The sequence below is a fragment of the Natrononativus amylolyticus genome (assembly GCF_024362525.1).
Lineage (GTDB): Archaea > Halobacteriota > Halobacteria > Halobacteriales > Natrialbaceae > Natrononativus > Natrononativus amylolyticus.
On record NZ_CP101458.1, the window covers coordinates 2,778,553 to 2,801,079 of the forward strand.

Sequence of the window (22,527 nt, forward strand, 5' to 3'; positions counted from 1 at the left end):
GATTTCGACAGTTGTCTGCCCGCCCCGCCGGAGGCGGAACGTATCCGGCCTGCATCAACCCGTGGCCGTCTGCTGTCGGGCGAGTCGCGGCGACTCGCCTCACAGGCAGACGTTCGACATCACCCCGTCTCCGAACACGCGATCGGAGACGACGTTTATTCCCCCCGAGACCGAACCGGTGAGACGAACATGTACGTCGCACTCCGGGCCGGCGCCGCGATTTACAACGACGGCCACGTCCACGCCGCTCACGACGCCTGGGAGCCGACGTGGCTCGATCTCGAGTCGGGCACCGACGACGAGCGGTTGCTCCACGGGTTGATCCAGTTCACCGCCGCGGTCTACCACGCCCGCAGGCGGAACTGGGAGGGGGCGGTGGGGCTGGCGACCAGCGCGACCGAGTACCTCTCGGGGCTGCCTGCGACCTACCGGGGGGTCGGCCTCGAGCCCGTCCGCGGCTACCTCGCGGTGCTGGCTGCGGATCCGGCGGTGATCGAGCGCCGTCGGCCGCCCGAGCTGACCGTCGAGAGCGCGACGCCGCGCCTGGTGACCCTCGACGCCGCCGAGACGGCCCTCGCGGCCGTCGTCCTCGCCGAGGAGTTGGGGTACGACGAGGACGTCTTCGAGACCGCTCGAGCGTACGCGCTGGCGGATCTCGAGGGCGGCGACGGGAGCCGGTTCGTCGCGCTCCTGTTCGACTTCGTCCGCGAACCGAAGAACCGGGGGGTCGTCGCGCAGCGACTCGAAGGTCACGTCGCCCGTCGAGCGGCGAGAGAGCGGGACGTCGACGGGCTGTTCTGATCAGTCGTGGGCGGCGGAGTTGTCCCGCGGCTCGTAGCCGAGGACCTCCCGGGCCCGGTCGATGGAGTAGTACTTGCGGTCGTTGTCCGAGATGCCGTAGACGAGCTCGTAGCCGTACTCCGCCCGGAGACAGCGGTCGAAGAGGTGCGCACAGTCGCGGTAGGAGAGCCACATCGCCTGGCCGCGCTCGTAGTCGATCGGCGGGTGCCCCTTCGTGAGGTTGCCGATCCGGACGCAGACCACCGAGAGTCCGTACTCGTCGTGGTAGTACCGGCCGAGGGTTTCCCCGGCGGCCTTCGAGACGCCGTAGAGGTTCCCCGGGCGGGGGAGTTCGGTGCCGTCGAGGCGGAACTCGTCGTGGGGGCGGTACATGTCGGGGGTGCGTTCGTCGGTCTCGTAGGCGCCGACGGCGTGGTTCGAGGAGGCGAACGCGACCCTCTCGACGCCCGCGTCGACGGCTCCCTGGAAGACGGCGTGGGTGCCGTCGATGTTGTTCGCCAGGACGCTGCCCCACGGCGCCTCCGGACGCGGGTCGCCCGCGAGGTGGATTACGGCGTCGATTCCCTCCATCGCCTCGTACACGGCGTCATCGTCCGTGATGTCCGCGACGACGAACTCGCCCGGCAGCTCCTCGGTGGGCGGTTCGCGGTCGAGCAACCGCCACTCGTACTCGTCGGCGAGGTCGGCGAGGATCGCCTGGCCGACGCGCCCCGCAGCCCCGGTCAACAGGACCGACTGTGCCATTCGTTCGGTGTGAGGGCGACGGGCGATAAGTAACGTACGGTTCCAGCGCACCACCGGAACGCCCTTGGTCAGCGCCGGCGAGGCCCCGCACATGAGCGCCGAGACGACACCCACCGACGCCGAAATCGCCTGCTTCGAGGCGGGGATCAAGTTCGGGTCGCTGTACCACCAGTTCGCCGGCACCCCGCTCACCCTCGAGAGCGCGCCGTCTCTCGCGGCGGCCATGGAGGCGGCGATCGAGAACCAGCCCCACTGCCGGGACGTCGCCGTCACCGTCCGCGAGGCCGAACTCGAGGCCGAACTCGCGGAGTCGGCCGCCGACTACACCGAGCTGACGGGACGCTTTCTCGAGGTCGAACTCCTCGTCGACTACGAGGGTCGGGAGGTCGTCGCGCGCATGGAGATGGAAGGAGGGTACCCGATGATGCGCGTCGTCTCCGTCGGCCGGGAGGGGTGAGGCGTCGGCCGAACACTATCAGTTTCGAAACCGGCACGCCGTTTTCCGGATACCGGCCTCGAGAGCGCGGTTTTCACTTTCACTTTCGGGCGACCTTTTAACCCATGTGGGGCTGAACTGACAGTCATGAGTCAAGCATCACTGAACGACGACGAGCTGTTCGGCGAGGCGGCAAGCGAGATGCGATCGGACGTGGAGAACTCCCTCGAGAAGGCCTGGGACGCCCTTCCCGAGGCCGACGACGTCTGGGAGACCGACGCCGAGAACGTACTCGGCGTGCTCAACGGGCTGAAGTCGGCGCTCGACGCCGGCGACGCCGAAGATCACCTCCGCGACGCCAAGAAGTGGTTCACGATGGGCCAGCGCGCCGACGCCTTCGAGGACGCCGACGACCTGGAAGAGGAGATCGCCGATATCGAGGAAGCGATCGAGGACATCTCCGAGGCCGGCGAGCAGGTCGGCGACCTCACCTCGACGATCCCCGCGCTCCGGGGCACCCTCGAGAGCGCCGAGCCAGCCGACGACGCGGACGAAGACGCAGACGAGGAGTCCGACGAAGACGACGAGTAAGCAGGTCGTCGACCGTCCGAACACACCGACTTATCGGCGCTCGGGCCGCGAGACGTCCCGCGATTCGACCGCCTCGAGCAGCCGCGCCAGCGAATCGGCTGCTAGCTCGAGCAGCCGCGTCCCGCGCTCGGCGCTTCCCTCCCCGGGATCGCCGACGACGCCGTTTTCGGTAAACTCCGCCGAGTCGTGCGCGAGGTTCGTGTGGCTAACCCACTCCCCCCAGCCGTCGGCACCACCCTCACGGGCCTCCTCGATGCGGTCTTCCCGAACCAGGTCGGGATGGACGTGGCGCATCAGCGCCGTCTCGAGCGGGCCGCCGTGGCCCATGTCGCTCGAGTGGTCGCCGACGGCCTCGAACCAGGTGAACGAAACGGCGTAGGCGTCGTCGTGGCGGGTGATGGTGCCTGCGACCTCCCTGAGCGCGTCGACGTTCCCGCCGTGGCCGTTGGCGAGAACGACCCGATCGAACCCATGGGAAGCAAGGCTGTCGACCGACTCGCGGACGTACCGTCGGAACGTTTCCGGGGACACCCACATCGTGCCGGGAAACTGGCGGTGTTCCTCGGCGACCCCGATCGGAACCGTGGGGGCGACGACGACCTCGCCGTCGAAGCGGTCGACGCCCGCGTCGGCGACCGCCGTCGCCGCGAGCGTGTCGGTTCCGAGAGGGGCGTGTGGGCCGTGTTGTTCGGTGCTCCCGACCGGCAGCACTGCGAGTTCCGTCTCCGTCGCCTCGACGTCGGTCCACGTCGCGTCCGCGAGATGCATGCAGACGGCAACGAGGTGGGAAGTCTTGTAGCCGACGGCTCGGCCTCGAGTGAACACACGCGATAGCAGGGTGAAACGGTAACCGGCCGCCTCCCGACTGACCACACATGGACGACGAAACCCGTCAGCAGGGCGTCGAACTGGGCGAGCTGGGCACGCAGCTACAGAACCACGACTACCCGGCGAGCCAGGACGAACTGCTCGAGGCCTACGGCGACGAGACGATCGATCTCGCGTCGGACGAGACGAGTTTCGGCGAACTCCTCGAGCCGCTGAACGAGGACGAGTACGCCTCCTACGACGAGGTCGAGCAGGCGATCATGAACATGGTCGGCGACGAGGCGATCGGCCGGAAGAACTACAGCGACCGAACGCCCCCGGCGCCGGGTGAGGACCGACAGGAAGAGGGCGCACCCGGCCAGGAGGGCCAGGACGAAGAGGACTCCTTCTGATCAGTCGTCCTGGCGCGCCTCGGTGCGGGCGGTCCGCTGCTGGGCGCGTTCGATGAACTCCTGGGGGAGTTCGTCGATCTCGCCGGCCTGGACCCCCCAGAGGTGGGCGTAGAGACCGTCGTTGGCGAGCAGTTCGTCGTGCGTGCCCCGCTCGACGATCTCGCCGCCCTCGAGGACGACGATCTTGTCGGCGTCCTTGATCGTCGAGAGCCGGTGGGCGATCGCGAACGTCGTCCGGTTCTCGGTGAGCCGGTCGATCGAACGCTGGATCAGCATCTCGGTTTCGGTGTCGACGTCGCTGGTCGCCTCGTCTAAGATCAGGATGTCCGGGTCCTTGAGGATCGCGCGGGCGATGGCGACCCGCTGGCGCTGGCCGCCGGAGAGTTTGACACCGCGCTCGCCGACCATCGTGTCGTAGCCGTCGGGGAGGTTCTGGATGAAGTCGTGGGCTTCGGCGGCCTTGGCCGCCTCGACGATCTCCTCGCGACTGGCGTCGAACGTGCCGTAGGTGATGTTCTCCTCGACGGTGCCGTAGAAGAGGTACGACTCCTGGCCGACGTAGCCCATCGACTGGCGCAGGCTCGGTAGCGAGACGTCCCGAATGTCCTGACCGTCGATCCGGATCGACCCCTCGTCGACGTCGTGTAAGCGCAAGAGGAGCTTGAGGACCGTCGACTTGCCGGCGCCGGTCGGGCCGACCAGCGCGAGCGTCTCGCCGCCCGGCACGTCGAAGCTGACGTCTGCGAGGATCGTCTCCTCGTCGTTGTAGCCGAACGTGACGTCGTCGTACTTGACGTAGCCGTTCTGTACCTCGAGCGGGTCCGCGTCGCTGTCTGTCTCGATGCGCCCCTGTTCGTCCATCAGACCGAAGATGCGCTCGCTCGAGGCCTCGGCGCGCTGGTACATGTTGATCACCTGCCCGAACTGCGCCATCGGCCAGACGAGTTGCTGGGTATAGAGGATGAAGATGACGAACGTCCCGGTCTGCAGCGTACCGGTGAACGGCCCCGGCGCCGTCCCCGTGAACACCCAGTAGCCGCCGACGACGAACGTCAGGACGAAGCCGATCCCCGAGATCAGCTGGAGACCGGGGAAGAACTTGATGCGCAGCCAGATGGCGCCCCAGTTCGTGTTGTAGTACTTGCGCGAGACGTCGTCGACGCGGTCGGACTCGAACTCCTCGGTGTTCGAGGACTTGATCACCTGAATGCCGCCCAGATTGTTCTCGAGTCGGGAGTTGACTTTTCCGACCGACGAGCGGACGGCGGCGTACTTCGGCTGGATCTTCTTGACGAAGATGTAGGTGAAGATCGCGATCAGCGGCACGGGTGCCAGCGAGATCAACGCCAGCTGCGGGTTGAGCCAGAACAGCAGGAAGCCGATTCCGACGACCATCACGATCAGCCGCGTCGCCGAGTTCAGCCCGTCGTTGAGAAAGCGCTCGAGCTGGTTGACGTCGTTCGAAAGCACCGACATCATCTCCCCCGTCTGCTTGTTCGAGAAGAACTCCATGTCGAGACGCTGCATCTTGTCGTAGGTCGCCGTCCGGACGTCGTGCTGGATGTCCTGGGAGAACGAGTTAAAGCCCCAGTTGCGGACCCAGTGAAAGATCGCCCCGAGCGCGAACGAGCCGGCGATGGCGACGACGACGAACCAGAACTGGCCGTCCTGGGTCGCGGGCAGCCAGGATTCGGGGAGGGCGCTCAGCGGCACCTGGTCGTGAAACAGCGCGTCGCCGAACAGGGAGTCGATCGCCACACCGAGGAGGAGCGCGGGGAGAAGATCGAGCGCCCTCGCAAAGATACTCGCGAGCGTTCCAACAGTCACGGAGAACCAGTAGGGACGACCGAACTCGAAGAGCAACCGGCGCATCGGGCTATCGATGTTCTCCCGTTGCTCCTCGAACGGATCGTCTTTTTCCCAGTCGACGCTGCTCATTACCCCGACTGAATGGACGGTCAGCAATAAACGTTGCCTACGAATCGAAATACCCCGCTACTCGTACTCGATGCGAACCTCGTCGCCGACGTCGATGCCGGTTTCGTTCGCGTAGCCCCGAGGCACCTCGAGCACCCACTGCGCTCGCCCCGAGTAGCGCAGATCCTCGCCGTCCTCGCCGGGTTCGGGCGCCCGCGCGTGGTGAATCGTCGTGATCTCGCCGTCGCTTCCGACGAAGATGATGTCGATGTCGAAGTCCATCTCTCGCATGACGTAGGTGCGCTCGTCCCCGCTCGAGTGGACGAACAGCATTCCGGAGCCGTTCTCGAGGGAGTCGTGGTCGCTGAGTCCCGTGTAGCGCTCCCGCCAGGTGTCGGCGACGTCGGCGTCGACGGTCGCCAGCGTCGAGTTGTCGCCGTCGACGACGGTCACGGTCGCCCGGTCCTCGGTGAACGGCGACGGGAGGAGACCGATCTGGACGAGTACGAACCCGACGAACACCGCGACGGCGGCGAACAGGAGGGACTTCCAGACGGTCTCGCGGTTCATCCAGTGTCACTGTGGGACGAGAAAGTAAAGGTTATTCGGGCGCGCCGGTTTCAGTAGCGTACGGGCTCGTGGTCTAGCTGGTTATGACGCGGCCTTTACAAGGCCGAGGTCGGTGGTTCGAACCCGCCCGAGCCCACTGTTGCTGTCGCGAACAAGTACGTGAGCGACAGCGCCGTGATGCGAGTGGCGGGTTCGAAGTAGAGAAGTCGCAGCCCGCGAAGCCGAGCGAAACGAGGCGAGCGGGACCGTCTTCGCGTAGTTCGAACCCGCCCGAGCCTACTACTGACGAAAAAATAGCACCGCGAGAAAACGAACGTAGAGAAGACTGGCGGTCGAAATCGGTGCACAGCCGGCTCATCGGTCAGTGAGTCAGTCGAGCCCGGAGCTGGCCGATGAGCCCGTCGCCGGATTCCGCCTGGAGCTCCGCGTGGAGCCTCGAGTTCTCCGGTTCGTCCTTGATTACCAGCCGGAGGTACGGCTCGAGCTGGGTTGCGTTCTCCGAGAGGATGACGGAGTGGTTGTTCTCGTCGTGGTTGACGACGTTCGCGTCGGCGAGTTTGGGAACGTGACACTGCACGGACGAGACGTAAACGCTCTTGTACTCGTTCTTGGCGACCTCCTCGGGAGGGACATCGTGCTCCCAGCCGGCGACCTGTTCGGCCAGCGACGAGAGTTCGATCGGCTGGTCGTACCCACGGAGCGCGTAGAGCAGGTATCGCCGACGCCGGTTGGCGAGCAACTCGAGAATCGTATCAGCAGTCAATCTCGATGACTCCTTATCCGTGGTAAGCGCTTCCATAACACAATAGAATCTCTCCGGCCGCAAAAGGGTGTCTTGAATATCCGCAAATCCAACAGACAGGGCTTGAGCCCCTTATCTTCGCGAGACTGTCCGGTCTGCATAATGGTTGCTTAGGCGCCGATTGACGCCGCTCGAGGCGGGAACTACGAGCGTGGCGACGAAACGGCCGGCATTCGAAATCCTTTTTTACGTCATCGACGGAGGTTGAGGTGCGCCGCCTTAGCTCAGACTGGGAGAGCACTCGACTGAAGATCGAGCTGTCCCCGGTTCAAATCCGGGAGGCGGCATTTTTCTGCGAACAACGTGAGCAGTGAAAATGCTCCCGCCCGGATTTGAACTAGACCGAGGTTCTGCGAGCGAAGCGAGCAGGTTCTCGGGCGTAGTTCATAATCCGGGAGGCGGTATCCGGATTTTACGCGACTCTCACTCGAGAAGTTACCGGACTCGACTGAAGGTCGAGCTGCCCTGTGGGTGTAGCGCGCGTCAAGGACGTCGGTCTCGAGACCGGCGTCGCCGACCGTGCGGCTGCCGTCGCCACAAACGAGGCCGACACGTGGCTCCTCTACGAGTACGAGCGCGATGGTCCCGTAGACTCGCTCGAGGAGGCGGCCGAAACGCTCCGGACGGCCGAACGCGAATAACGGGTCGGCCGGCCACGAGTCAGCGGCTGATCTCGAAACCCCACCGCAACTGGACATCGTTCGCCGGCGGATCGGCGAACGCGACGACGACCGCCCCGTCGTCGAGTGAAGGTCCATCGCGGCGGCGCTTTCCGCCCAGACGTTTCGAACGGCGGGCGTGACACCGAGGTCGTGGGGACGGCACTCGCGTCGTCCGGTCCCTGCCACGGATCGAACGACTAATGAGAGATGTTAACTCTACACAGGACATCGACCTAACCGGAAGACTCCCACACCATGTCTACTCGACAGCCGGACCGCGGGGAGAACCCGCTCGTCACCCGGAAAACGTCGGACGAAACGGAGGGTGAGTTCGTCAGGTTCGAACTCACGTTCCACCCTGGCGACGAAGCGGTCGGGAAAGCGCTCGGTCTCGAGCACGAACCGTGGCCGATCGACTTCCCGACGGAGCACGTTCACCCACAGCAGTCGGAACGCTGGCGGGTGCTCTCGGGAGGGCTGGGCGTCGCGTTCGAAGGCCGCGAGGAGATACTCGGACCGGACGACACCGTAACGCTTCCGGCGGGGGTTCCTCACCGGGTCTGGAACCCGCTCGCCGAGCCGAGTCGCGTCGTGCTGGAGTTTCGTCCGGCGCTCGACGCACAGGAACTCACGGAGACGCTGTACGTTCTCGCACAGAGGGGTGAAACGGGGAAGGACGGGCGGCTAAAGCCGCTCCAGTTCGCGGTGACTGTGGCGGCGTATCCAGACCAGTTGTACCCGACGGGAGTCCCCGTCACGGTTCAGAAGAAACTCGCTCGCCTCCTCGCGCCCCTCGGGCGTCGACTCGGCTACCGGGAGAGTTACGACCTCGATTGAATCGACCGTGACCGATAGCGGCCACTGAAAGTCAGTGCCGACCCGGCCGTGGGACGAAACGCGGTTCGGAGTTAGCAACGCGAACGAGAACTGCGAACATTGCGACAGGTGTACAATGTTGTTACCGTATAGTTGTCCAGTTGCGACGGCGCAGACGAAGGTTGGTGGCCGCCGTCCACACAGGCAGAGTTATGATTGTTGTGTGCAAACACATGTCATGGGAGAGCGCATACGCAAGCGGTCGGTCGACACAACCCAGGGCGATGGGATTCCCCGCGACGACCGGGTGCTCAGAATTACACGGTGGAGCGGGTACGTGATCGCTCCGGTGTTGTTCCTGGCGTTCGTCTCACTGTACGGGGCGCCGGGTAGCACGGAACGGTACTTCGCCTGGGGGATCTCCCCCGATCTCACTCCGCTGCTGATGGGGGCCGGGTACGGTGCCGGCGTGTACTTCTTTTACCGAGTCGTCACGACCGACGAGTGGCATCGCGTTCACGTCCTGTTTCCCGGCATCGCCGTGTTCACCCTCGCAATGGGGGTCGCGACGGTCCTCCACTGGGACGCCTTCACGCACGGCCACTTCTCCACGTGGCTGTGGGTGTTTCTCTACGTGGTGACGCCGGTCCTCATTCCTGCCCTCTGGGTGTACAACGGTCGGACCGATCCCGGGAAACCGGCACCCGGTTACGTAACGGGAGGAGAAACGACCACCGGGAACGGTTCGCCCGACGACGCGGCGGTTCCGTCCGTCGTCCGGTGGACGAGCGGTTTCGTCGGCGTCGTGCTGACGGCGGCGATCCTGATTCTGTTCGTCTGGCCGGAGCCGATGATCGACCGGTGGCCGTGGGCAGTAAGCCCACTCACCGCCCGGGTGTTGCTGGGATGGGCCTTCGTGTTCAGCGTCGTCAGCGTCTTCTTCGCGTTCGAAACCCGCAGGAGTGCAGCCAAAATTCCAATCGAGAGTCTGGTCATCTGGTTCGGATTGCTACTCGTCGGGTTTGCTCGATCCTGGGGTGACGTGGATTCGGCGAACCCGATCATGTGGGTCGTTCTCGGAGGCATCACGGTCTATCTCGTGGGTCTATCGGCGCTGTACGTGCTGATGGAGCGGCGGTGATCGCTCGACCGCGATCGACAAGTGAGTCCTCGCAGCCCACGTGGTCGCAGCGAACCGACGCCGGCGAGTCACACCTCAGAAACGTCTCAGCAGGATTCGAATCCTGACGGCGGCCACTCTGGCCGTTCGAGAGCGAACTGATCGTCCGATACGCAAGCAAGCGCGCTCGTAGATCGGAGACGGACAGTCGGTCGGCCGTCGGCGGATCGATTACGTCTGCAGCAGGTGTAACGCTTCCCGGAGGTGGTACCGCGTCGTCTCGTCGTCGCTGTGCTCGAGCGCCTGTTCGAGGTGGTGCTCGAGACGGCACGAAAGGTCGTCAGTCATCGTACGCTGGCCAGTGCGGAGCGATCGTATAAGACCCGATGAAACTTCACCCAGATGAACGGTCGTTGAGACGACTTTACGGAATGAACGACCGTGGACTCGTTTGAACGGTCGCGTGAACGGTCCTCGCGACCGTTCACACGCAGGCGATGAACAATCGTTTTGTCCGTGCGCGATACCAGTTGCGCGTATGGACGAGGTACTACTCGAGTTGCTCGCGGGTAACCGGGCCCACGCGGCCGAGCTTCCGGACGGTTACTTCGCGCCGGTAGAAGACGAACAGCACCCGGACGTGGTGACGATCTGCTGTTCGGATTCGCGCGTCTCCCAGGAGGGGATGTGGCACACCGACCGGCCGGGCGCCGTCTTCACGCCGAGCAACATCGGCAATCAGGTCTGGGACGACCACCGGGGCGAGCGCATCGTCGACGGGAGCCTGCTGTATCCGGTCTATCACACGGGGACGGACGCGGTCGCCATCGTCGGCCACACCGGCTGCGGTGCCGTCACCGCCGCCTACCGCGTCGCGACGGGAGCGGAGCCGCCCGAACCGCAGGGCGTCGCGAAGTGGGTCGAGATGCTCGTCCCGGTCGTCGAGGAGGCCCTCGAGAGCGACCTCATCGAGGAGGACGACGAGTGGACGACCGTCAACCAGCTCGTCGAGTACAACGTCGACTACCAGGCGCGGTTCCTGCGGAACTCGGCGGATATGCCGGCAGACGTCGCGGTGTACGGCTTCGTCTACGACGTCCACGGCGTCTACGGCGACGCGCCGGGGCGGGCGTACCTTGTCAACCTCGAGGGAGAAACCCGCCCGCCCGAGATCGCAAGACGGCTTCCGGAGTCCGAGGCGGACGCCGCCGCGAGTCTGCTGTACTGACCGCTGACGTCAGGTTATTGTCTCTCGGTCCGAAAGACGACGTATGCCACGGCCGCCGATCTGGGATCACCTCTGGGGGTACCTCGAGAGCGACACCGGGTTCTACTACGCCGTGGGCGTGTTCACCCTGTTCGTGTTCGTCCTCGCGCTCGTTCTGCTCGCGCTGACCAGTCCGAGCGGCCTCGGAACGCGGGAGCTCGTCGGCCTCGTCGTCGGCTTTCTCCTCTTTATCCTCGTCTACTTCGTCTCGATGGCGGTTCACAGACTCGAGGGCGGCGATGGCTCCCGGAGCGAGCGGTAGTCCGGAGCGGATGTCGACGGCTCGAAACGGGATGGCCACAACACAAGAGTTAACCGTGGGCGGCCACTCCGTTCAGAAGCAATGGCGAAAGGAACCGTTGATTTCTTCAACGACACTGGCGGCTACGGATTCATCGAGACTGAGGACGCGGACGACGACGTGTTCTTCCACATGGAAGACATCGGCGGCCCGGACCTTGAGGAAGGACAGGAACTCGAGTTCGACATCGAGCAGGCCCCCAAGGGCCCGCGCGCGACGAACGTCGAGCGCCTGTAAGGCGAATTCGCGGTAGTATCGGCACTTCACTGACTGTATTTCACACCCGGGAGTGGCGACGCGGCCGATCCTGTCGGTTTTAGTACCACGACATCCCAGGTACGGCTATGGCCGAGCCACTGCTCCGACGGGGCGAGGAGATCGAGTACGAGTCAGTCGACGCCGCAGACGGCCTCGAGAAGGGCGTCCTGATCGCCGAAGAACACGGCGCGCCGAACTTCGCGATCCGGCGGTTCACCCTCGAGCCGGGAACGGAGGTCCCGAAACACACGAACGCCGTCGAACACGAGCAGTACGTCCTCGAGGGCGAGTACGTCGTCGGCATCGGAGACGAAGAGTACGCGGTCGAAGCGGGAGACTCGCTGTTGATCCCCGCCGACACCGTCCACTGGTACCGAAACGAGGGCGACGAGGCGGGCGCGTTCATCTGTGCGGTTCCCAACGGCGACGACGAGATCGACCTGGTCGAGTAGCGAGCGGCCGGCGGGTGAGCAGCTTCGGTCGGTGGTACCGGCGGGCGATATCACGAAGTCGAACCGCTCAAGTACGCCGCTCGAGTAGGTTTTCCCAGTGTCGAAGCAGGTCCCAGACGTCGAGACGCTCTTCTGTCACGAGACCGGGTCGGACTACCTCGTGGTCGTCACCCGCGACGACGAGCGGCTGTTCCGGGCGAAGCTGGGCCTCTCGGAGACCGCGGCCGGCCCCCGCCCGAGCAAGTTTCGCATCAAGCGCGGCTCCAGCGAGGAGCCCCGCCGACCCGACGAGTTCGTCGAACTCGCCCGCCGGGCGGCCCGGATTCGGATCTCCGAGCAGACCTCGAAGCGGGGGCGACGGGAGCTCCAGGAGATGCTCGACGGCTACCAGCTCGAGGCCAAGGTCGTCCGCACCTGTCGGTACTGCGCCTCGGCGGGCCGGTACTCCCCGGTGACGACCGGAACCGCCGTTCGGGACGGCGCAGACTGGATCTGTACGGACTGCGCCGAGCGCGAGCTCGAGCGGGAACTCTCCTACGTCGGGAACGTCACCGGCGCCGCGAAAGAGCGCCTCGAGGAGCTGATGCTCGAGGTTCAGGACCTCGAGCGGATCGTCAACCTGCTCAAGGGTCGCCTCGACCCCGACCTGACGAAGTTCGATACGATTTCGGCGACGACCGACGAGGTCGACCCCGTCCGGGTCGACTCGCTGAACCTCCATCCAGGCTTACAGGGGCTGCTCGAGGACCGCTTCGAGACGCTGCTCCCGGTCCAGAGTCTCGCGGTCGAAAACGGCCTCTTTGACGGAGACGACCAGCTCGTCGTGAGCGCGACGGCGACCGGGAAAACGCTCGTCGGCGAGATGGCCGGGATCAACCGCGTGCTCAACGGGAAGGGGAAGATGCTGTTTCTCGTCCCCCTCGTGGCGCTCGCGAACCAGAAGTACGAGGACTTCCGGGAGGAGTACGGCCACTTGGTCGACGTCACCATCCGGGTCGGCGCGAGCCGGATCAACGACGACGGCAACCGGTTCGACCCCGGCGCGGACGTGATCGTCGGCACCTACGAGGGGATCGACCACGCCCTGCGGACGGGCAAGGAGATGGGCGACATCGGCACCGTCGTCATCGACGAGGTCCACACCCTCAAAGAGGACGAGCGGGGCCACCGCCTCGACGGGCTCATCTCGAGACTCAAGTACACCACGGAGCGACGCACCGCGCAGCGGGAGGAGTACGGCGGCGCACAGTGGATTTACCTCTCGGCGACCGTCGGCAACCCCGAGAAGCTGGCGGCGGCCCTCGAGTCAACACTCATCGAGTTCGAGGAGCGACCCGTCCCGATCGAACGCCACGTCACCTTCGCCGACGGCCAGGAGAAAGTCAACGTCGAGAACAAACTCGTCAGGCGGGCGTTCGACACCGAATCCTCGAAGGGGTACCGTGGACAGACGATCATCTTCACCAACTCCCGCAGACGGTGTCACGAGATCTCGCGGAAACTCGAGTACTCGGCCGCCCCTTACCATGCGGGGCTCGACTACAGGCGCCGCAAGACCGTCGAGCGGAAGTTCGCCGACCAGGAGCTGGCGGCGGTGGTCACCACTGCTGCGCTCGCCGCCGGGGTCGACTTCCCGGCCTCGCAGGTGATCTTCGACTCGCTGGCGATGGGGATCGAGTGGCTTTCCGTCCAGGAGTTCCACCAGATGCTCGGCCGGGCCGGTCGCCCGGACTACCACGATCAGGGGACAGTGTACGTCCTCGTCGAACCCGACTGTGCCTACCACAACTCGATGGAGATGACGGAGGACGAGGTGGCGTTCAAACTGCTAAAGGGGGAGATGGAACCGGTGATGACCCGCTACGACGAGGACGCCGCGATCGAAGAGACGCTCGCGAACGTCACCGTCGGTGGTAAGGCGGCCAAACGGCTCAACGACCGGATGCTCGGAAACGTGCCGACGAAACACGCCCTCGGCAAGCTGTTACAGTACGAGTTCATCGACGGCTTCGAACCGACGCCGCTCGGCCGAGTGATCACCCAGCACTTCCTCAATCCGGGTCAGGCGTTCACCCTCGTCGACGGGATTCGCAAGGAGGCCCACCCCTACGACCTGATCGCGGATATCGAGTTGCGAGATTCGGAGCTGTAACCGGCGTCCCCGTACCGATACCGCGAACCGCTGAAAACGAGCGACTGACACGGCCGCGCCGAAGCACAGAGTCTACCGATCCGGCGGGTGTGCCCGGCCGAATCGAGGAGGGAGACTCCGATCGGTCGGTGGTGATCGCACTTCGGATGCTCGAGCGTCGCGACGACGCCCGACGGTCGCCGCTCCCGCGAGCACCGTTCGCCGGCCGTCGCCGTAGGGTTCGAACGACCCCCGCGTTCAGTCGTGTGTCTGCGTTTGGGGATCGTCCGCTCGAGAACCGGCGGTCGCGTTCTCTGCGGGAGTGACGGAAACGTCGCCGGAATCGCTAACGGTCACCTCGAACTCCTGGTACTCGAAGGTCACCGTGACGCTGTCTCCGTGACCCGACTGAAGGATCACGTTTAGCGCCTCCGGATCGATCGCCTCGTAGAGCGGCGGCGTCAGCTCCGCCGGAGTCGTCGACTTTGCCGCCGCGATCGCTTCGATAACCGTGAGGCTCATCGCGCCGCGTTCGGATGGAGGTGCAGACTCACTCATCGCCTCGGGCTACCGGCGTGATGGGGTAAAAGCTGTCGTGGATCTAGCGTTTTCTCGCGGGTATATAGTACGTCCCGGAAAATTTCCACCAGCGGTCGGCCGGGTGGATTACTCCCCGCTTTCGACCACGTACTTCTCCCCGAAGGCACCGAACGCCTGTGTGAACTCCGTTTTCAGCAGTTCCGTATCCAGCACCTCGATCTCGAGATCGTTCAGTTCCGCGATCGCCGCCTCGACGCCCTCCTGCGTCGGGCTGATGACCTCGACGAGCACGTTTCCCTCGTTGGTCACCAGTTCCCGGAGGGCGATGATGTTCGAGATCTCGATCGCGTTCTCGACGATCGAATCGCGGTCGTCGTCGGGGACGGTCGCTCTGATGAGCACGTGATGGTCGAACCCCGCGGCTTCGTAGTCGATGACCGGCGCGTAGCCGGTGATGATCCCCTCGTCCTCGAGCGCCCGTATCCGGGTGGCGACGGAACTGGACGAAAGTCCGACGCGCTCTCCGATCTCCTCGGTGGTGGCGTTTCGGGCGTCCGTCTGGAGCAGGTGGAGGATCGCCATGTCCGTGCGGTCGAGTTGGTCGGGCAGCATCTACCTCGTACGGAGGACGCGTGCCTTTATCAGAACCGCGGTGGTCGGACGGTCTCGGAACGAGGGAGGCGTTCATCGGCGTGAGACGTCACAGCGCGGCACTTGACGACCGTGTTCCGGCCCGGAGTCGACGGCGGGTCGCCACTACGGGACGAACGCGATCTCGAACAGCGCGAGCAGGATCACCAGCAACGCACCGGGAAAGCCGCCGATCGCGACGATGACGAGTGCAACGACGGTGACGGCGACCTCGAGGCCGAAGATCGCTTCGGCCAGAAAGAGCGTAATCAGGCCGACGACCGTGTTAACGATGAACGGCTGGACGGTTCGAATAATGCGGGTTGCGCCGACGAAGAAGGCGACAACGAGCAGTAAGAGCAGGATCTCGAGGCCGGTAACCATACGTTGAGCCAGGTGCTCGGGCCTGAAATCGGTTCCGTCACGGAACGAAACCCTTTATATCGTCCGTCCGGAAATGACGATGCGGGACCGTGGGTTAGCCTGGTATACTTCGGGCCTTGGGTGCCCGTGACCCCGGTTCAAATCCGGGCGGTCCCACTATTCTGTGACGAACGGACGTGAGGAACGAATAGTGGAGAGTCCGGATTTGAACTAGACGGCGACGAACGAAGTGAGCCGACGGCGTAGTTCACAATCTGGGCGGTTCTCTAGTAGCCGCTGAACGTCACTGCACACCCGATCGCACAGCCACCGTTCGATCAGTGGGTAACTCGTTTCAGTCGGTACGATACTCTCTGTAACTGGATTTCATAGAGTGCAATAGACTCGAATTCACCGTGTATTCACTCCCAACTCGCTTGAAGAAGCGATAACACAGTGGTATAATCCTCACGTTCAATAACCCCTCGTCGCTTGGTCTCACGTGCCCGCAAGGGCGTCAGAGGCACCATCCCTGCCACCGGTTCACGGTCGACAGCGAAGACAATTACCCCACTCGTGACACCATTGCCATCCCTGTGGGGCACCCAACTCGTCATGATACACCAGGGGTATCGGGGAACCGGTTCCCCCGTCTCACCCCCTGTCCGACCGTGGAACTATAAAACGAGCAACGGCGACTCCGCCGGACACCTGATGTCGTTTTCGACCCGATGCTCTCGTCCCCCGTACTGACTCTCCACGGTCCGCTGCGGCGGTAGCGTCACGGTCGTCTCTGAACGGAACGTTGCCACCCGGTGTTATCGTTGGTCCCGACGCTCTCCCACACGTTCGGCTGCGTGGTCGAGGAACTCCACAAAGATGGAGTCCGATCCGACCGCTCACCACGCTCCTCGAACGAGAGATATCAACACGAGTGTGTAGAACCATTATATACCGAGACAAACTGTAACTACCCAGTTCAATGGGAGCAGCGAATACACTCCGTCGACGGACACTTCTGGGTGCGGTCGGTGCCGCCACGGTCGGCACGATTGCCGGCACCGTGGCCGGAAACGACGGTGACGATGACGGCGACTACCCGCCGACGGCCGGCGGGCGCTACACCGACGGCCGCGTCTGTACCTATCCATGTGGCACCGGCAAACCCGTGGGCTGTCGCGACGACGGCGTCTGCGACTGGGCACCCTCGAGCATCACGTTCCAGAACTGCTCGGACTGCCCGCGTGAAGTGTACTTCGCCGCCAGCGGGAAGGTCAGCCTCGAGCGGTACATGCCACTCGAGGAGACCGAGTTCCTCGACAGCGAGATCGGTCTCGAGATCCGGGGCGGCCAGCGCGTCACCGTCTTCTTTACCGGCAGCGTGACACACCTCGCGAACGAACACTGCGACCTCAACGTCGCCATCAGCCAGCGGTCGGCGGGGTACACCGGTTCGGACCCGTGTACACGCCACACCGAGCCCGAAACCGAGTCCGCCCCGCCCGCTCGGGTCGAGAAGAAACGCCGCGCCCGCCCGATCGAGCACCGGCACGAGCACATCCACGAGCACTATCACGAACACGACGTGCGGGTGACGGTCGAAGACGAGCGCGACGAAACCCGCGAGCACGACCCGGATCACGACTACGCGGCCGACGACGACTACGAGGTGACCCACCCCCACCGCACCAACTACTACCGCGACGACGGCACCTTCGACCGCGAAACGTGCTTCGAAGAAGCCGAAACGTACGCCGAGTACGATAGCTGTCGCGACCACTGCGTCCCTGACTGTTGAGCAACGACACAGCGAGTATCACGTACTAGAAACCGCTAACGAGGTTCGAACTCGACGGTGGTCGGCGATCAGGGGGCGGCGGTCGCATTGCTGGTAGCTAGCCGAGCACGGGTTCTCGAGTCACCTTCTCGAGTCGCGTTCGCGGGAAGACGTACACCCGGAGTGCGTCGGGGACGACGCCGTTTTTCGCGACGCGGGCGTGGGGGTAGATCGCGCCGACGACGGGGTCGTCGGGGTCGTAGCGGTCGTTGGTTCCGTAGTCGGCGACGGTCGTGTCGGCCGCGGTGATGTGGACCGCGTCGGCGCGCAGATCGGAGACGTCGACGACGGTGAGGTGGTCGCCCGTCTCGCGGTCGCGGACGGCGTCGCCGGGGAAGACGGTGTGTGCCGGACAGTAGAACGGCCCGCTGGCGTCCTCGGGAACGAAGACGGTGCGTTCACAGTCCGTACAGGGAACCGCCCTCTCGCCCGGTGGCGGGGTGCGGCCTTCGGTGATCTCGATGGCGACCCGCCGGACGTGTTTACAGCGCACGTCGCGAAAGACGTGATCCGGACAGGTACACCGCCCGGCGTCCATATCGACGAGGTAGGTGCTGCCGCTGGCCGCTTCGACCTCGTAGAGGCCGTCGCCGAGTGAGAGCACCGACATCGGTTCGGTGCGTGCGCGGCGCGAGCGCTCGTCGAGGTGGCTGTCGATCGGCAGGGGTAGCGATGCTTTCGGTGACGCTCGTGTGTTCATGGGTTGCGTCGGAGGTGGGTGTGTGCGTTCGTCCGGCTATTCGAATACGGTAGGCGCTCGAGAGGCATAACGGGCCCGCCTGCGTGGTCCAGCCGCCGAAAATCGGCGGTACGGGGGGTTCGATACGCTTTTGGCGACCCCGAGGAAAGGCGTTGTATAATGCTCGAGCGCGAGCGCATCATCGAAATCGTCGTCGCCGTCACCGCCGTGGCCCTGATGATCGGCGTCATGGTCGGCATCGGAACGAACTACACGGTGAACGACACCGAACTCACCGCCGAGGGTGGCGAGATGCTCGTCGGCGCGATCATCGGATTCATAATATTATTGACATTTATCGGCGTCGGGCTCGCCTACGCCCTGAACGATCCCGAAGACGGTCTCGAGGAAGAGGACGCCGAAACGAAGAACGCGGCCTGAGACGGGCCGCGGTACTACCCCCTCGGTCGGCACTCACCGGTAAACGTACACCAGGGCGGTCCGAGAGTGTGTTCTCGCGCGTATAGAAGGCGCTCAGGCGTCGCCGTCGACCGCGGTCTCGCGCCAGTCCTCGAGGTCGTCCTCGTCTGCGTCGTCGAGTCGGTTCTCGTAGTAGGCCATCGGGTGCGGAATGCGCTCACAGAGGTCGTCCTTGTTGACGCAGTCGCCGTAGGACTGCATCGTCGCACACGACGGCGGCGAGTAGTCCGTCGGCGAGGTGTCCCCGCGGATGTGGTCGGTCTGGTAGCGGGTCATCTCCTCGCCGAACGTCGAGTTCACCCGGTAGAGGTCGACGATGTCGTCCGTACTCATCCCGATGCTCGTCAGGAAGGCGGTGATCGCAAAGCGGGAGTGATGTGGCAGGTGCTCGCCCTTCTGAATCGCATCGAGTAGGGCCTTCATGCACGGCGGGAACAGGTCAGGAACCACCGTGTCGATCTCCCGGGTCAGGTCCAGCTCGGCGAGCACCGCCCGGATCTCCTCGACGTCGTCCTCGAGGGCGGTCGCGATCGCCGGCGGGACGTCGAACGGGAGTCCCTCCTGGACGCGCTCGCGGATCGCCTCCCGGAGCAGGGTTCGAAGCTCTCCCTCGTCGACGGGCACCTCGCCGCGGACGAGCGCCCGGTTGACCAGGCGCCACTCGTCCTCCCACAGGTCGGCCGCCAGCGGCAGGTAGGTGCCGACGGCGATCCCGTAGCCGGTTTCTGTTTCGACGACCGACTCGCGAAGATCGAACTCCGCGAGCAGCGCCTCGAGGTCGAGTTCCGCCGACTCGACGCTCTGGAGTTCGGTCGTCGTCTCGAGGTCGGCGGTGAACCGCTCGAAGGCGGCGCTCGCCTCGGCCCGGGCGTACTTCCGGACGAGGATCCGTTCGGCGACCAGCGAGACGAGCACGCGGGCGACCGGATAGGAGAGCAACTCGACGCGGACGTCCCGGTGGGGGTCGCCGATCTCGCCGTCCTCGAGCGCGCCCACCACGCGCTCTCGGGCGCGGTCGACGACGGCCCGATCCTGTTCGACGACCGTCGCCAGATCGACCGTCTCCGAGGCGACGGCGTCCCGGGCGGCCGCGAGGAACGGGTAGCGAGCGTGCAGTCGCTGCATCGGTAATCAAATATTACTGCGTCGGGTTAAGCGTCGTGATTGGGCGGCGGTGACTCGTCCCCGCTCGAGACACCGCTCGTCGTCGCGAACGAACTCCCGCGAAGTACCGTCGAGCGATGGCCGAGCGGCGCGGAAACCCGAACTCGAGCGGCGAGAAGAGAGCGCGGAGCCCGTCGCTAATACACTATTACTCGGTAGAGTTTTCGGCCGCGCTTATGTTGCGGTACGAGTAGGTTAGTGGCGGTAATGGTCGGGAACCACGAGTGTCCGTTCACGGTGCTTTTCGTACCAGTAATATAACAATACGGCGGCCTGTTGCGGGTCCGGTCGCCATGAAACGACGCACCTACGTCGCGACGGCGGCCGCGATCGCGGTCGCTGGCTGTATGAGCGCCGACGACGACGACCCAGGGAACGAGAGCCCGACGAACGACTCGGCGACCGACGACGAGCCGGTGGACGACGACACGGAGACGGAAACGGAGTCGACGGACGCCGAGACGGACTCGTTCGACGACTTCGAGGATCTCGACGCCTGGTCGGCCGTCGTCGGTTCGCTGTCGGCCGACGAGGAGGAGTCGTACACCGGCTCGCAGTCGGCGCTGCTCGAGGCCGACGAGGAGGGCGATCAGGTTCGCATCGTCCGCGAACTCGACGACCCGACGGACTTCACCGACCGCCACCCCGGGCTGGCGATGGCGACGCCCGAGGGTGGCGAGACCCTGATCCAGCTGCTCGACGACGACGGGGGCCGAATCGACTTCCGCCAGTACGTCGGCGGCGGGCTACCGTTCGCCCGCGGCAACTTCGGCATCGCCGAGGTCGACGACGACCCCGATCTGAGCGAAATCGTCGAGATCCAGATCGCCTTCTGGGTCGGCTCCGACGGCGGCGGCGAGCTTCGAGTCGACGACCTCCACACGGTCGACCGACCCAACGCGGGGCAGGTGATGATCCACCTCGACGGCGGCTACGAGACCCACCACACGTTCGCCCGGCCGCTGCTCGAGGAGCACGATTACCCCGCGGCGGCGTTCGTCCCGACGGGACGGCTCCCCGAGGAGGACGAACACGACGGCGATCGGCTCACCGAAGGCCAACTCGAGGAACTCGCCGACGACGGCTGGGTCGTCGGGAGCCAGGCCGCCCACGGCGACGACCTGACGGCGCTCGAAGACCGCAGCCAGGAGGACGAGATCGCCGACGCGCGCGATTGGCTCGCGGACAACGGCTACGACGCGGGCTACTTCTCGTATCCGGGCGGCAGGTACGACGAGGAGACGATCGCCCTCGTCGAGGAGCACCACGACCTCGCGTTCGCCGGGCGTTACCCCGCACACGGGTACGTGACGAACCCGTATCTCTGTTCGCGAGTCTCGGACCCGACGGCCGACGACGCACGGCGGATACTCGAGTTGACCGCCGAGTACGGCGGCATCACGACGCTCGCCTACTACCGCCTCGAGGAGGAAGAGTCCCGCGAGGCGTTCGAGGAGACCCTCGAGGCGGTGTCGGAACTCGAAGGGAACGATCTCGAGGTCATAACTCCGGCGGATCTCGAGAGTTCGTACGTCGTGTGAACCAGGAGCCGCCGGCGCTCCCCTGACAGCTGGAGACGACCGGCTTCAATTCTCGAAGACGAACGTTCCGTCCTCCTGGACGCGCTCGCCGTCGACCTCGATGAACGAGTCCTCGCTCATGTCGACGATCATGTCGACGTGAACGGCCGAGTCGTTCTGTTCGTTGCCCTCGCCCACGGTGTCGTCGTAGGCGCGACCGACGGCCATGTGGACGGTGTCGCCCATCTTCTCGTCGAACAGCATGTTGTACGTGAAGCGGTCGATGTCGCGGTTCATCCCGATACCGAGTTCGCCCAGCCGGCGGGCGCCGTCGTCGGTGTTGAGCACCTCGGTGAGCAGGTCCTCGTTTTTCGCCGCGGAGTGGCTGACGACCTCGCCGCCGTCGAACTCGAGAGACACCTCGGTGATCTCCCGGCCCTGGTGGTACAGCGGCATGTCGAACAGCACCTCGCCCTCGACGCTGTCGGGGACGGGCGCGGTGAACACCTCCCCGCCCGGCAGGTTGCGCTCGCCGTAGTCGTTGAGCGTGGGGTTGCCGTCAACGGACATCGTGACGTCCGTGGTGTCGCCGCTTTTGATCCGCACCTCGTCGGCGGGGTCTAAGATTTCGACCATGTTCGCCTGGTGGTCGCGCTGTTCGTCCCAGTCCTTGTTGACCGCGTCCCAGACGAAGTTCTCGTAGCCCTCGGTGCTCATCTCCGCGAGCTGGGCGTTCGCCGGCGCGGGGAACTGCGTGAGACACCAGCGCGTCGAGAGCCGCTCCGCGAGGATCGGCTGGTGGGCCTGGCTGTAGGCGGCCTGCGTCTCGGGGGAGACGTCGCTGGTCTGCGTGACGTTGTCGCTCGCGCGGATCGCGATGTAGACGTCGGTGTTCTCGATGAGCGCGAGCTCGTGTTCCGGCGTTTCGAACTCGCCATCCGACGCGCGGAGGTAGGCTCGCTGCTGGCGCTTGCCGGTTCGCTGGCTCGTGGTGATGGGGTGTGCGCCGTAGTCGCCGACGACCTCGTGGAGGGCGACGACCAGGTCCTCGGCGACCGGGTGGGCGTCGATGACGACGTTGTCGCCCTCCCGAAGATCCACCGAGTGGCTCGCGATGATTTCAGCGTGCTCGCGGATACGTGGGTCCATACGTGGCAAATTCTGCGGGCGTGGCATACCGTTTTCGGATCGAAACGCCCGCAGACGCCGGCGTCGCCCCCTCACGG

General features: G+C 64.9%; 26 protein-coding genes and 3 tRNA genes. 18 read left to right on the forward strand and 11 right to left on the reverse strand.

Annotation, left to right across the window (positions count from 1 at the left end; translation table 11 throughout):
- Positions 1-189 precede the first annotated feature (189 nt).
- Positions 190-801, forward strand: coding sequence for a DUF309 domain-containing protein (locus NMQ11_RS14430; RefSeq protein WP_255169148.1), 612 nt, complete (start codon positions 190-192; stop codon positions 799-801).
- Here NMQ11_RS14430 and azf read toward each other — a convergent pair whose 3' ends face one another.
- Positions 802-1,545: an NAD-dependent glucose-6-phosphate dehydrogenase Azf gene (gene azf, locus NMQ11_RS14435; RefSeq protein ID WP_255169149.1), complete on the reverse strand. Its 744-nt coding sequence runs from the start codon at positions 1,543-1,545 to the stop codon at positions 802-804.
- Positions 1,546-1,636: 91 nt separating this feature from the next.
- Here azf and NMQ11_RS14440 point away from each other — a divergent pair, with 91 nt between their 5' ends.
- Positions 1,637-2,002 carry a dihydroneopterin aldolase family protein gene (locus NMQ11_RS14440; RefSeq protein WP_255169150.1) on the forward strand — a complete coding sequence of 122 codons (366 nt, stop codon included), beginning with the start codon at positions 1,637-1,639 and terminating at the stop codon, positions 2,000-2,002.
- Between the two features lie 126 nt (positions 2,003-2,128).
- On the forward strand, positions 2,129-2,572 hold the full coding sequence (locus NMQ11_RS14445) for a DUF5790 family protein (RefSeq protein WP_255169151.1): 444 nt from the start codon (positions 2,129-2,131) through the stop codon (positions 2,570-2,572).
- Positions 2,573-2,602: 30 nt separating this feature from the next.
- On the opposite strand, the gene NMQ11_RS14450 is transcribed toward NMQ11_RS14445, so the two are convergent.
- Positions 2,603-3,340 (reverse strand): creatininase family protein, encoded by a 738-nt coding sequence (locus NMQ11_RS14450; protein ID WP_255169152.1) that lies wholly within the window; start codon positions 3,338-3,340, stop codon positions 2,603-2,605.
- A 107-nt stretch (positions 3,341-3,447) separates the two neighbouring features.
- Between NMQ11_RS14450 and NMQ11_RS14455 the strand changes: the two genes are divergently transcribed.
- A complete protein-coding gene (locus tag NMQ11_RS14455; RefSeq protein ID WP_255169153.1) occupies positions 3,448-3,792 on the forward strand; it encodes a DUF5789 family protein in 345 nt (114 codons plus the stop codon).
- Here NMQ11_RS14455 and NMQ11_RS14460 read toward each other — a convergent pair whose 3' ends face one another.
- On the reverse strand, positions 3,793-5,730 hold the full coding sequence (locus tag NMQ11_RS14460) for an ABC transporter ATP-binding protein (RefSeq protein ID WP_255169154.1): 1,938 nt from the start codon (positions 5,728-5,730) through the stop codon (positions 3,793-3,795). It abuts the gene before it with no gap.
- A gap of 57 nt (positions 5,731-5,787) precedes the next feature.
- The gene (locus tag NMQ11_RS14465; RefSeq protein WP_255169155.1) at positions 5,788-6,279 is read right to left on the reverse strand and encodes a DUF192 domain-containing protein; all 492 of its coding nucleotides are present in this window, start codon (positions 6,277-6,279) and stop codon (positions 5,788-5,790) included.
- Positions 6,280-6,341: 62 nt separating this feature from the next.
- Here NMQ11_RS14465 and NMQ11_RS14470 point away from each other — a divergent pair.
- Positions 6,342-6,415: transfer RNA gene (locus NMQ11_RS14470), tRNA-Val, on the forward strand.
- A gap of 225 nt (positions 6,416-6,640) precedes the next feature.
- On the opposite strand, the gene NMQ11_RS14475 is transcribed toward NMQ11_RS14470, so the two are convergent.
- Entirely contained in the window at positions 6,641-7,078 is a 438-nt protein-coding gene (locus NMQ11_RS14475) for a DUF7344 domain-containing protein (RefSeq protein ID WP_255169156.1), read from the reverse strand.
- Between the two features lie 216 nt (positions 7,079-7,294).
- Between NMQ11_RS14475 and NMQ11_RS14480 the strand changes: the two genes are divergently transcribed.
- The 9 genes from NMQ11_RS14480 to NMQ11_RS14520 all read left to right on the forward strand — a co-directional run bounded on the left by NMQ11_RS14480 (position 7,295) and on the right by NMQ11_RS14520 (position 14,109).
- Positions 7,295-7,368: transfer RNA gene (locus tag NMQ11_RS14480), tRNA-Phe, on the forward strand.
- Positions 7,369-7,548: 180 nt separating this feature from the next.
- Complete coding sequence (locus NMQ11_RS14485; protein ID WP_255169157.1) at positions 7,549-7,722, forward strand: hypothetical protein; 174 nt, start codon at positions 7,549-7,551, stop codon at positions 7,720-7,722.
- A gap of 276 nt (positions 7,723-7,998) precedes the next feature.
- Positions 7,999-8,580 carry a cupin domain-containing protein gene (locus NMQ11_RS14490; RefSeq protein ID WP_255169158.1) on the forward strand — a complete coding sequence of 194 codons (582 nt, stop codon included), beginning with the start codon at positions 7,999-8,001 and terminating at the stop codon, positions 8,578-8,580.
- Positions 8,581-8,797: 217 nt separating this feature from the next.
- Positions 8,798-9,700 (forward strand): hypothetical protein, encoded by a 903-nt coding sequence (locus NMQ11_RS14495; protein WP_255169159.1) that lies wholly within the window; start codon positions 8,798-8,800, stop codon positions 9,698-9,700.
- A 517-nt stretch (positions 9,701-10,217) separates the two neighbouring features.
- A complete protein-coding gene (locus NMQ11_RS14500; RefSeq protein WP_255169160.1) occupies positions 10,218-10,907 on the forward strand; it encodes a carbonic anhydrase in 690 nt (229 codons plus the stop codon).
- Positions 10,908-10,950: 43 nt separating this feature from the next.
- A complete protein-coding gene (locus NMQ11_RS14505; protein WP_255169161.1) occupies positions 10,951-11,208 on the forward strand; it encodes a hypothetical protein in 258 nt (85 codons plus the stop codon).
- 81 nt (positions 11,209-11,289) lie between these two features.
- Positions 11,290-11,484, forward strand: coding sequence for a cold-shock protein (locus tag NMQ11_RS14510; protein ID WP_005554588.1), 195 nt, complete (start codon positions 11,290-11,292; stop codon positions 11,482-11,484).
- 107 nt (positions 11,485-11,591) lie between these two features.
- Complete coding sequence (locus NMQ11_RS14515) at positions 11,592-11,957, forward strand: cupin domain-containing protein (RefSeq protein ID WP_255169162.1); 366 nt, start codon at positions 11,592-11,594, stop codon at positions 11,955-11,957.
- A gap of 97 nt (positions 11,958-12,054) precedes the next feature.
- Complete coding sequence (locus NMQ11_RS14520; protein WP_255169163.1) at positions 12,055-14,109, forward strand: DEAD/DEAH box helicase; 2,055 nt, start codon at positions 12,055-12,057, stop codon at positions 14,107-14,109.
- Between the two features lie 237 nt (positions 14,110-14,346).
- Here NMQ11_RS14520 and NMQ11_RS14525 read toward each other — a convergent pair whose 3' ends face one another.
- From NMQ11_RS14525 to NMQ11_RS14535, 3 genes are all read right to left on the reverse strand, one after another.
- Positions 14,347-14,646 carry a HalOD1 output domain-containing protein gene (locus NMQ11_RS14525; RefSeq protein ID WP_255169164.1) on the reverse strand — a complete coding sequence of 100 codons (300 nt, stop codon included), beginning with the start codon at positions 14,644-14,646 and terminating at the stop codon, positions 14,347-14,349.
- A gap of 108 nt (positions 14,647-14,754) precedes the next feature.
- Positions 14,755-15,240, reverse strand: a complete 486-nt coding sequence (locus NMQ11_RS14530; protein ID WP_255169165.1) for an Lrp/AsnC family transcriptional regulator — start codon at positions 15,238-15,240, stop codon at positions 14,755-14,757.
- Between the two features lie 144 nt (positions 15,241-15,384).
- Positions 15,385-15,642 (reverse strand): pro-sigmaK processing inhibitor BofA family protein, encoded by a 258-nt coding sequence (locus NMQ11_RS14535; RefSeq protein ID WP_255169166.1) that lies wholly within the window; start codon positions 15,640-15,642, stop codon positions 15,385-15,387.
- Between the two features lie 83 nt (positions 15,643-15,725).
- Here NMQ11_RS14535 and NMQ11_RS14540 point away from each other — a divergent pair.
- Positions 15,726-15,798, forward strand: a tRNA-Pro gene (locus NMQ11_RS14540).
- 805 nt (positions 15,799-16,603) lie between these two features.
- On the forward strand, positions 16,604-17,419 hold the full coding sequence (locus NMQ11_RS14545; protein ID WP_255169167.1) for a hypothetical protein: 816 nt from the start codon (positions 16,604-16,606) through the stop codon (positions 17,417-17,419).
- Positions 17,420-17,516: 97 nt separating this feature from the next.
- On the opposite strand, the gene NMQ11_RS14550 is transcribed toward NMQ11_RS14545, so the two are convergent.
- The gene (locus NMQ11_RS14550; RefSeq protein WP_255169168.1) at positions 17,517-18,158 is read right to left on the reverse strand and encodes an SWIM zinc finger family protein; all 642 of its coding nucleotides are present in this window, start codon (positions 18,156-18,158) and stop codon (positions 17,517-17,519) included.
- 159 nt (positions 18,159-18,317) lie between these two features.
- Between NMQ11_RS14550 and NMQ11_RS14555 the strand changes: the two genes are divergently transcribed.
- Positions 18,318-18,578: a DUF7472 family protein gene (locus tag NMQ11_RS14555; RefSeq protein ID WP_255169169.1), complete on the forward strand. Its 261-nt coding sequence runs from the start codon at positions 18,318-18,320 to the stop codon at positions 18,576-18,578.
- Positions 18,579-18,671: 93 nt separating this feature from the next.
- Here the strand turns inward: NMQ11_RS14555 and priL are convergent, their stop codons facing one another.
- Positions 18,672-19,742, reverse strand: coding sequence for a DNA primase regulatory subunit PriL (priL, locus tag NMQ11_RS14560; RefSeq protein ID WP_255169170.1), 1,071 nt, complete (start codon positions 19,740-19,742; stop codon positions 18,672-18,674).
- A 332-nt stretch (positions 19,743-20,074) separates the two neighbouring features.
- Here priL and NMQ11_RS14565 point away from each other — a divergent pair, with 332 nt between their 5' ends.
- Positions 20,075-21,322 (forward strand): polysaccharide deacetylase family protein, encoded by a 1,248-nt coding sequence (locus NMQ11_RS14565; RefSeq protein WP_255169171.1) that lies wholly within the window; start codon positions 20,075-20,077, stop codon positions 21,320-21,322.
- A gap of 45 nt (positions 21,323-21,367) precedes the next feature.
- On the opposite strand, the gene NMQ11_RS14570 is transcribed toward NMQ11_RS14565, so the two are convergent.
- Positions 21,368-22,450, reverse strand: a complete 1,083-nt coding sequence (locus NMQ11_RS14570; RefSeq protein WP_255169172.1) for an aminopeptidase — start codon at positions 22,448-22,450, stop codon at positions 21,368-21,370.
- Between the last annotated feature and the right edge of the window lie 77 nt (positions 22,451-22,527).

Excerpts from the sequence above, each read along its gene's own strand:
- NMQ11_RS14430 (WP_255169148.1), top strand. The coding sequence starts at position 190 with ATGTACGTCGCACTCCGGGCCGGCGCCGCGATTTACAACGACGGCCAC.
- azf (WP_255169149.1), bottom strand. The coding sequence starts at position 1,545 with ATGGCACAGTCGGTCCTGTTGACCGGGGCTGCGGGGCGCGTCGGCCAG.
- NMQ11_RS14440 (WP_255169150.1), top strand. The coding sequence starts at position 1,637 with ATGAGCGCCGAGACGACACCCACCGACGCCGAAATCGCCTGCTTCGAG.
- NMQ11_RS14445 (WP_255169151.1), top strand. The coding sequence starts at position 2,129 with ATGAGTCAAGCATCACTGAACGACGACGAGCTGTTCGGCGAGGCGGCA.
- NMQ11_RS14450 (WP_255169152.1), bottom strand. The coding sequence starts at position 3,340 with ATGCATCTCGCGGACGCGACGTGGACCGACGTCGAGGCGACGGAGACG.
- NMQ11_RS14455 (WP_255169153.1), top strand. The coding sequence starts at position 3,448 with ATGGACGACGAAACCCGTCAGCAGGGCGTCGAACTGGGCGAGCTGGGC.
- NMQ11_RS14460 (WP_255169154.1), bottom strand. The coding sequence starts at position 5,730 with ATGAGCAGCGTCGACTGGGAAAAAGACGATCCGTTCGAGGAGCAACGG.
- NMQ11_RS14465 (WP_255169155.1), bottom strand. The coding sequence starts at position 6,279 with ATGAACCGCGAGACCGTCTGGAAGTCCCTCCTGTTCGCCGCCGTCGCG.
- NMQ11_RS14475 (WP_255169156.1), bottom strand. The coding sequence starts at position 7,078 with ATGGAAGCGCTTACCACGGATAAGGAGTCATCGAGATTGACTGCTGAT.
- NMQ11_RS14490 (WP_255169158.1), top strand. The coding sequence starts at position 7,999 with ATGTCTACTCGACAGCCGGACCGCGGGGAGAACCCGCTCGTCACCCGG.
- NMQ11_RS14495 (WP_255169159.1), top strand. The coding sequence starts at position 8,798 with ATGGGAGAGCGCATACGCAAGCGGTCGGTCGACACAACCCAGGGCGAT.
- NMQ11_RS14500 (WP_255169160.1), top strand. The coding sequence starts at position 10,218 with ATGGACGAGGTACTACTCGAGTTGCTCGCGGGTAACCGGGCCCACGCG.
- NMQ11_RS14505 (WP_255169161.1), top strand. The coding sequence starts at position 10,951 with ATGCCACGGCCGCCGATCTGGGATCACCTCTGGGGGTACCTCGAGAGC.
- NMQ11_RS14510 (WP_005554588.1), top strand. The coding sequence starts at position 11,290 with ATGGCGAAAGGAACCGTTGATTTCTTCAACGACACTGGCGGCTACGGA.
- NMQ11_RS14515 (WP_255169162.1), top strand. The coding sequence starts at position 11,592 with ATGGCCGAGCCACTGCTCCGACGGGGCGAGGAGATCGAGTACGAGTCA.
- NMQ11_RS14525 (WP_255169164.1), bottom strand. The coding sequence starts at position 14,646 with ATGAGTGAGTCTGCACCTCCATCCGAACGCGGCGCGATGAGCCTCACG.
- NMQ11_RS14530 (WP_255169165.1), bottom strand. The coding sequence starts at position 15,240 with ATGCTGCCCGACCAACTCGACCGCACGGACATGGCGATCCTCCACCTG.
- NMQ11_RS14535 (WP_255169166.1), bottom strand. The coding sequence starts at position 15,642 with ATGGTTACCGGCCTCGAGATCCTGCTCTTACTGCTCGTTGTCGCCTTC.
- NMQ11_RS14545 (WP_255169167.1), top strand. The coding sequence starts at position 16,604 with ATGGGAGCAGCGAATACACTCCGTCGACGGACACTTCTGGGTGCGGTC.
- NMQ11_RS14550 (WP_255169168.1), bottom strand. The coding sequence starts at position 18,158 with ATGAACACACGAGCGTCACCGAAAGCATCGCTACCCCTGCCGATCGAC.
- NMQ11_RS14555 (WP_255169169.1), top strand. The coding sequence starts at position 18,318 with ATGCTCGAGCGCGAGCGCATCATCGAAATCGTCGTCGCCGTCACCGCC.
- priL (WP_255169170.1), bottom strand. The coding sequence starts at position 19,742 with ATGCAGCGACTGCACGCTCGCTACCCGTTCCTCGCGGCCGCCCGGGAC.
- NMQ11_RS14565 (WP_255169171.1), top strand. The coding sequence starts at position 20,075 with ATGAAACGACGCACCTACGTCGCGACGGCGGCCGCGATCGCGGTCGCT.
- NMQ11_RS14570 (WP_255169172.1), bottom strand. The coding sequence starts at position 22,450 with ATGGACCCACGTATCCGCGAGCACGCTGAAATCATCGCGAGCCACTCG.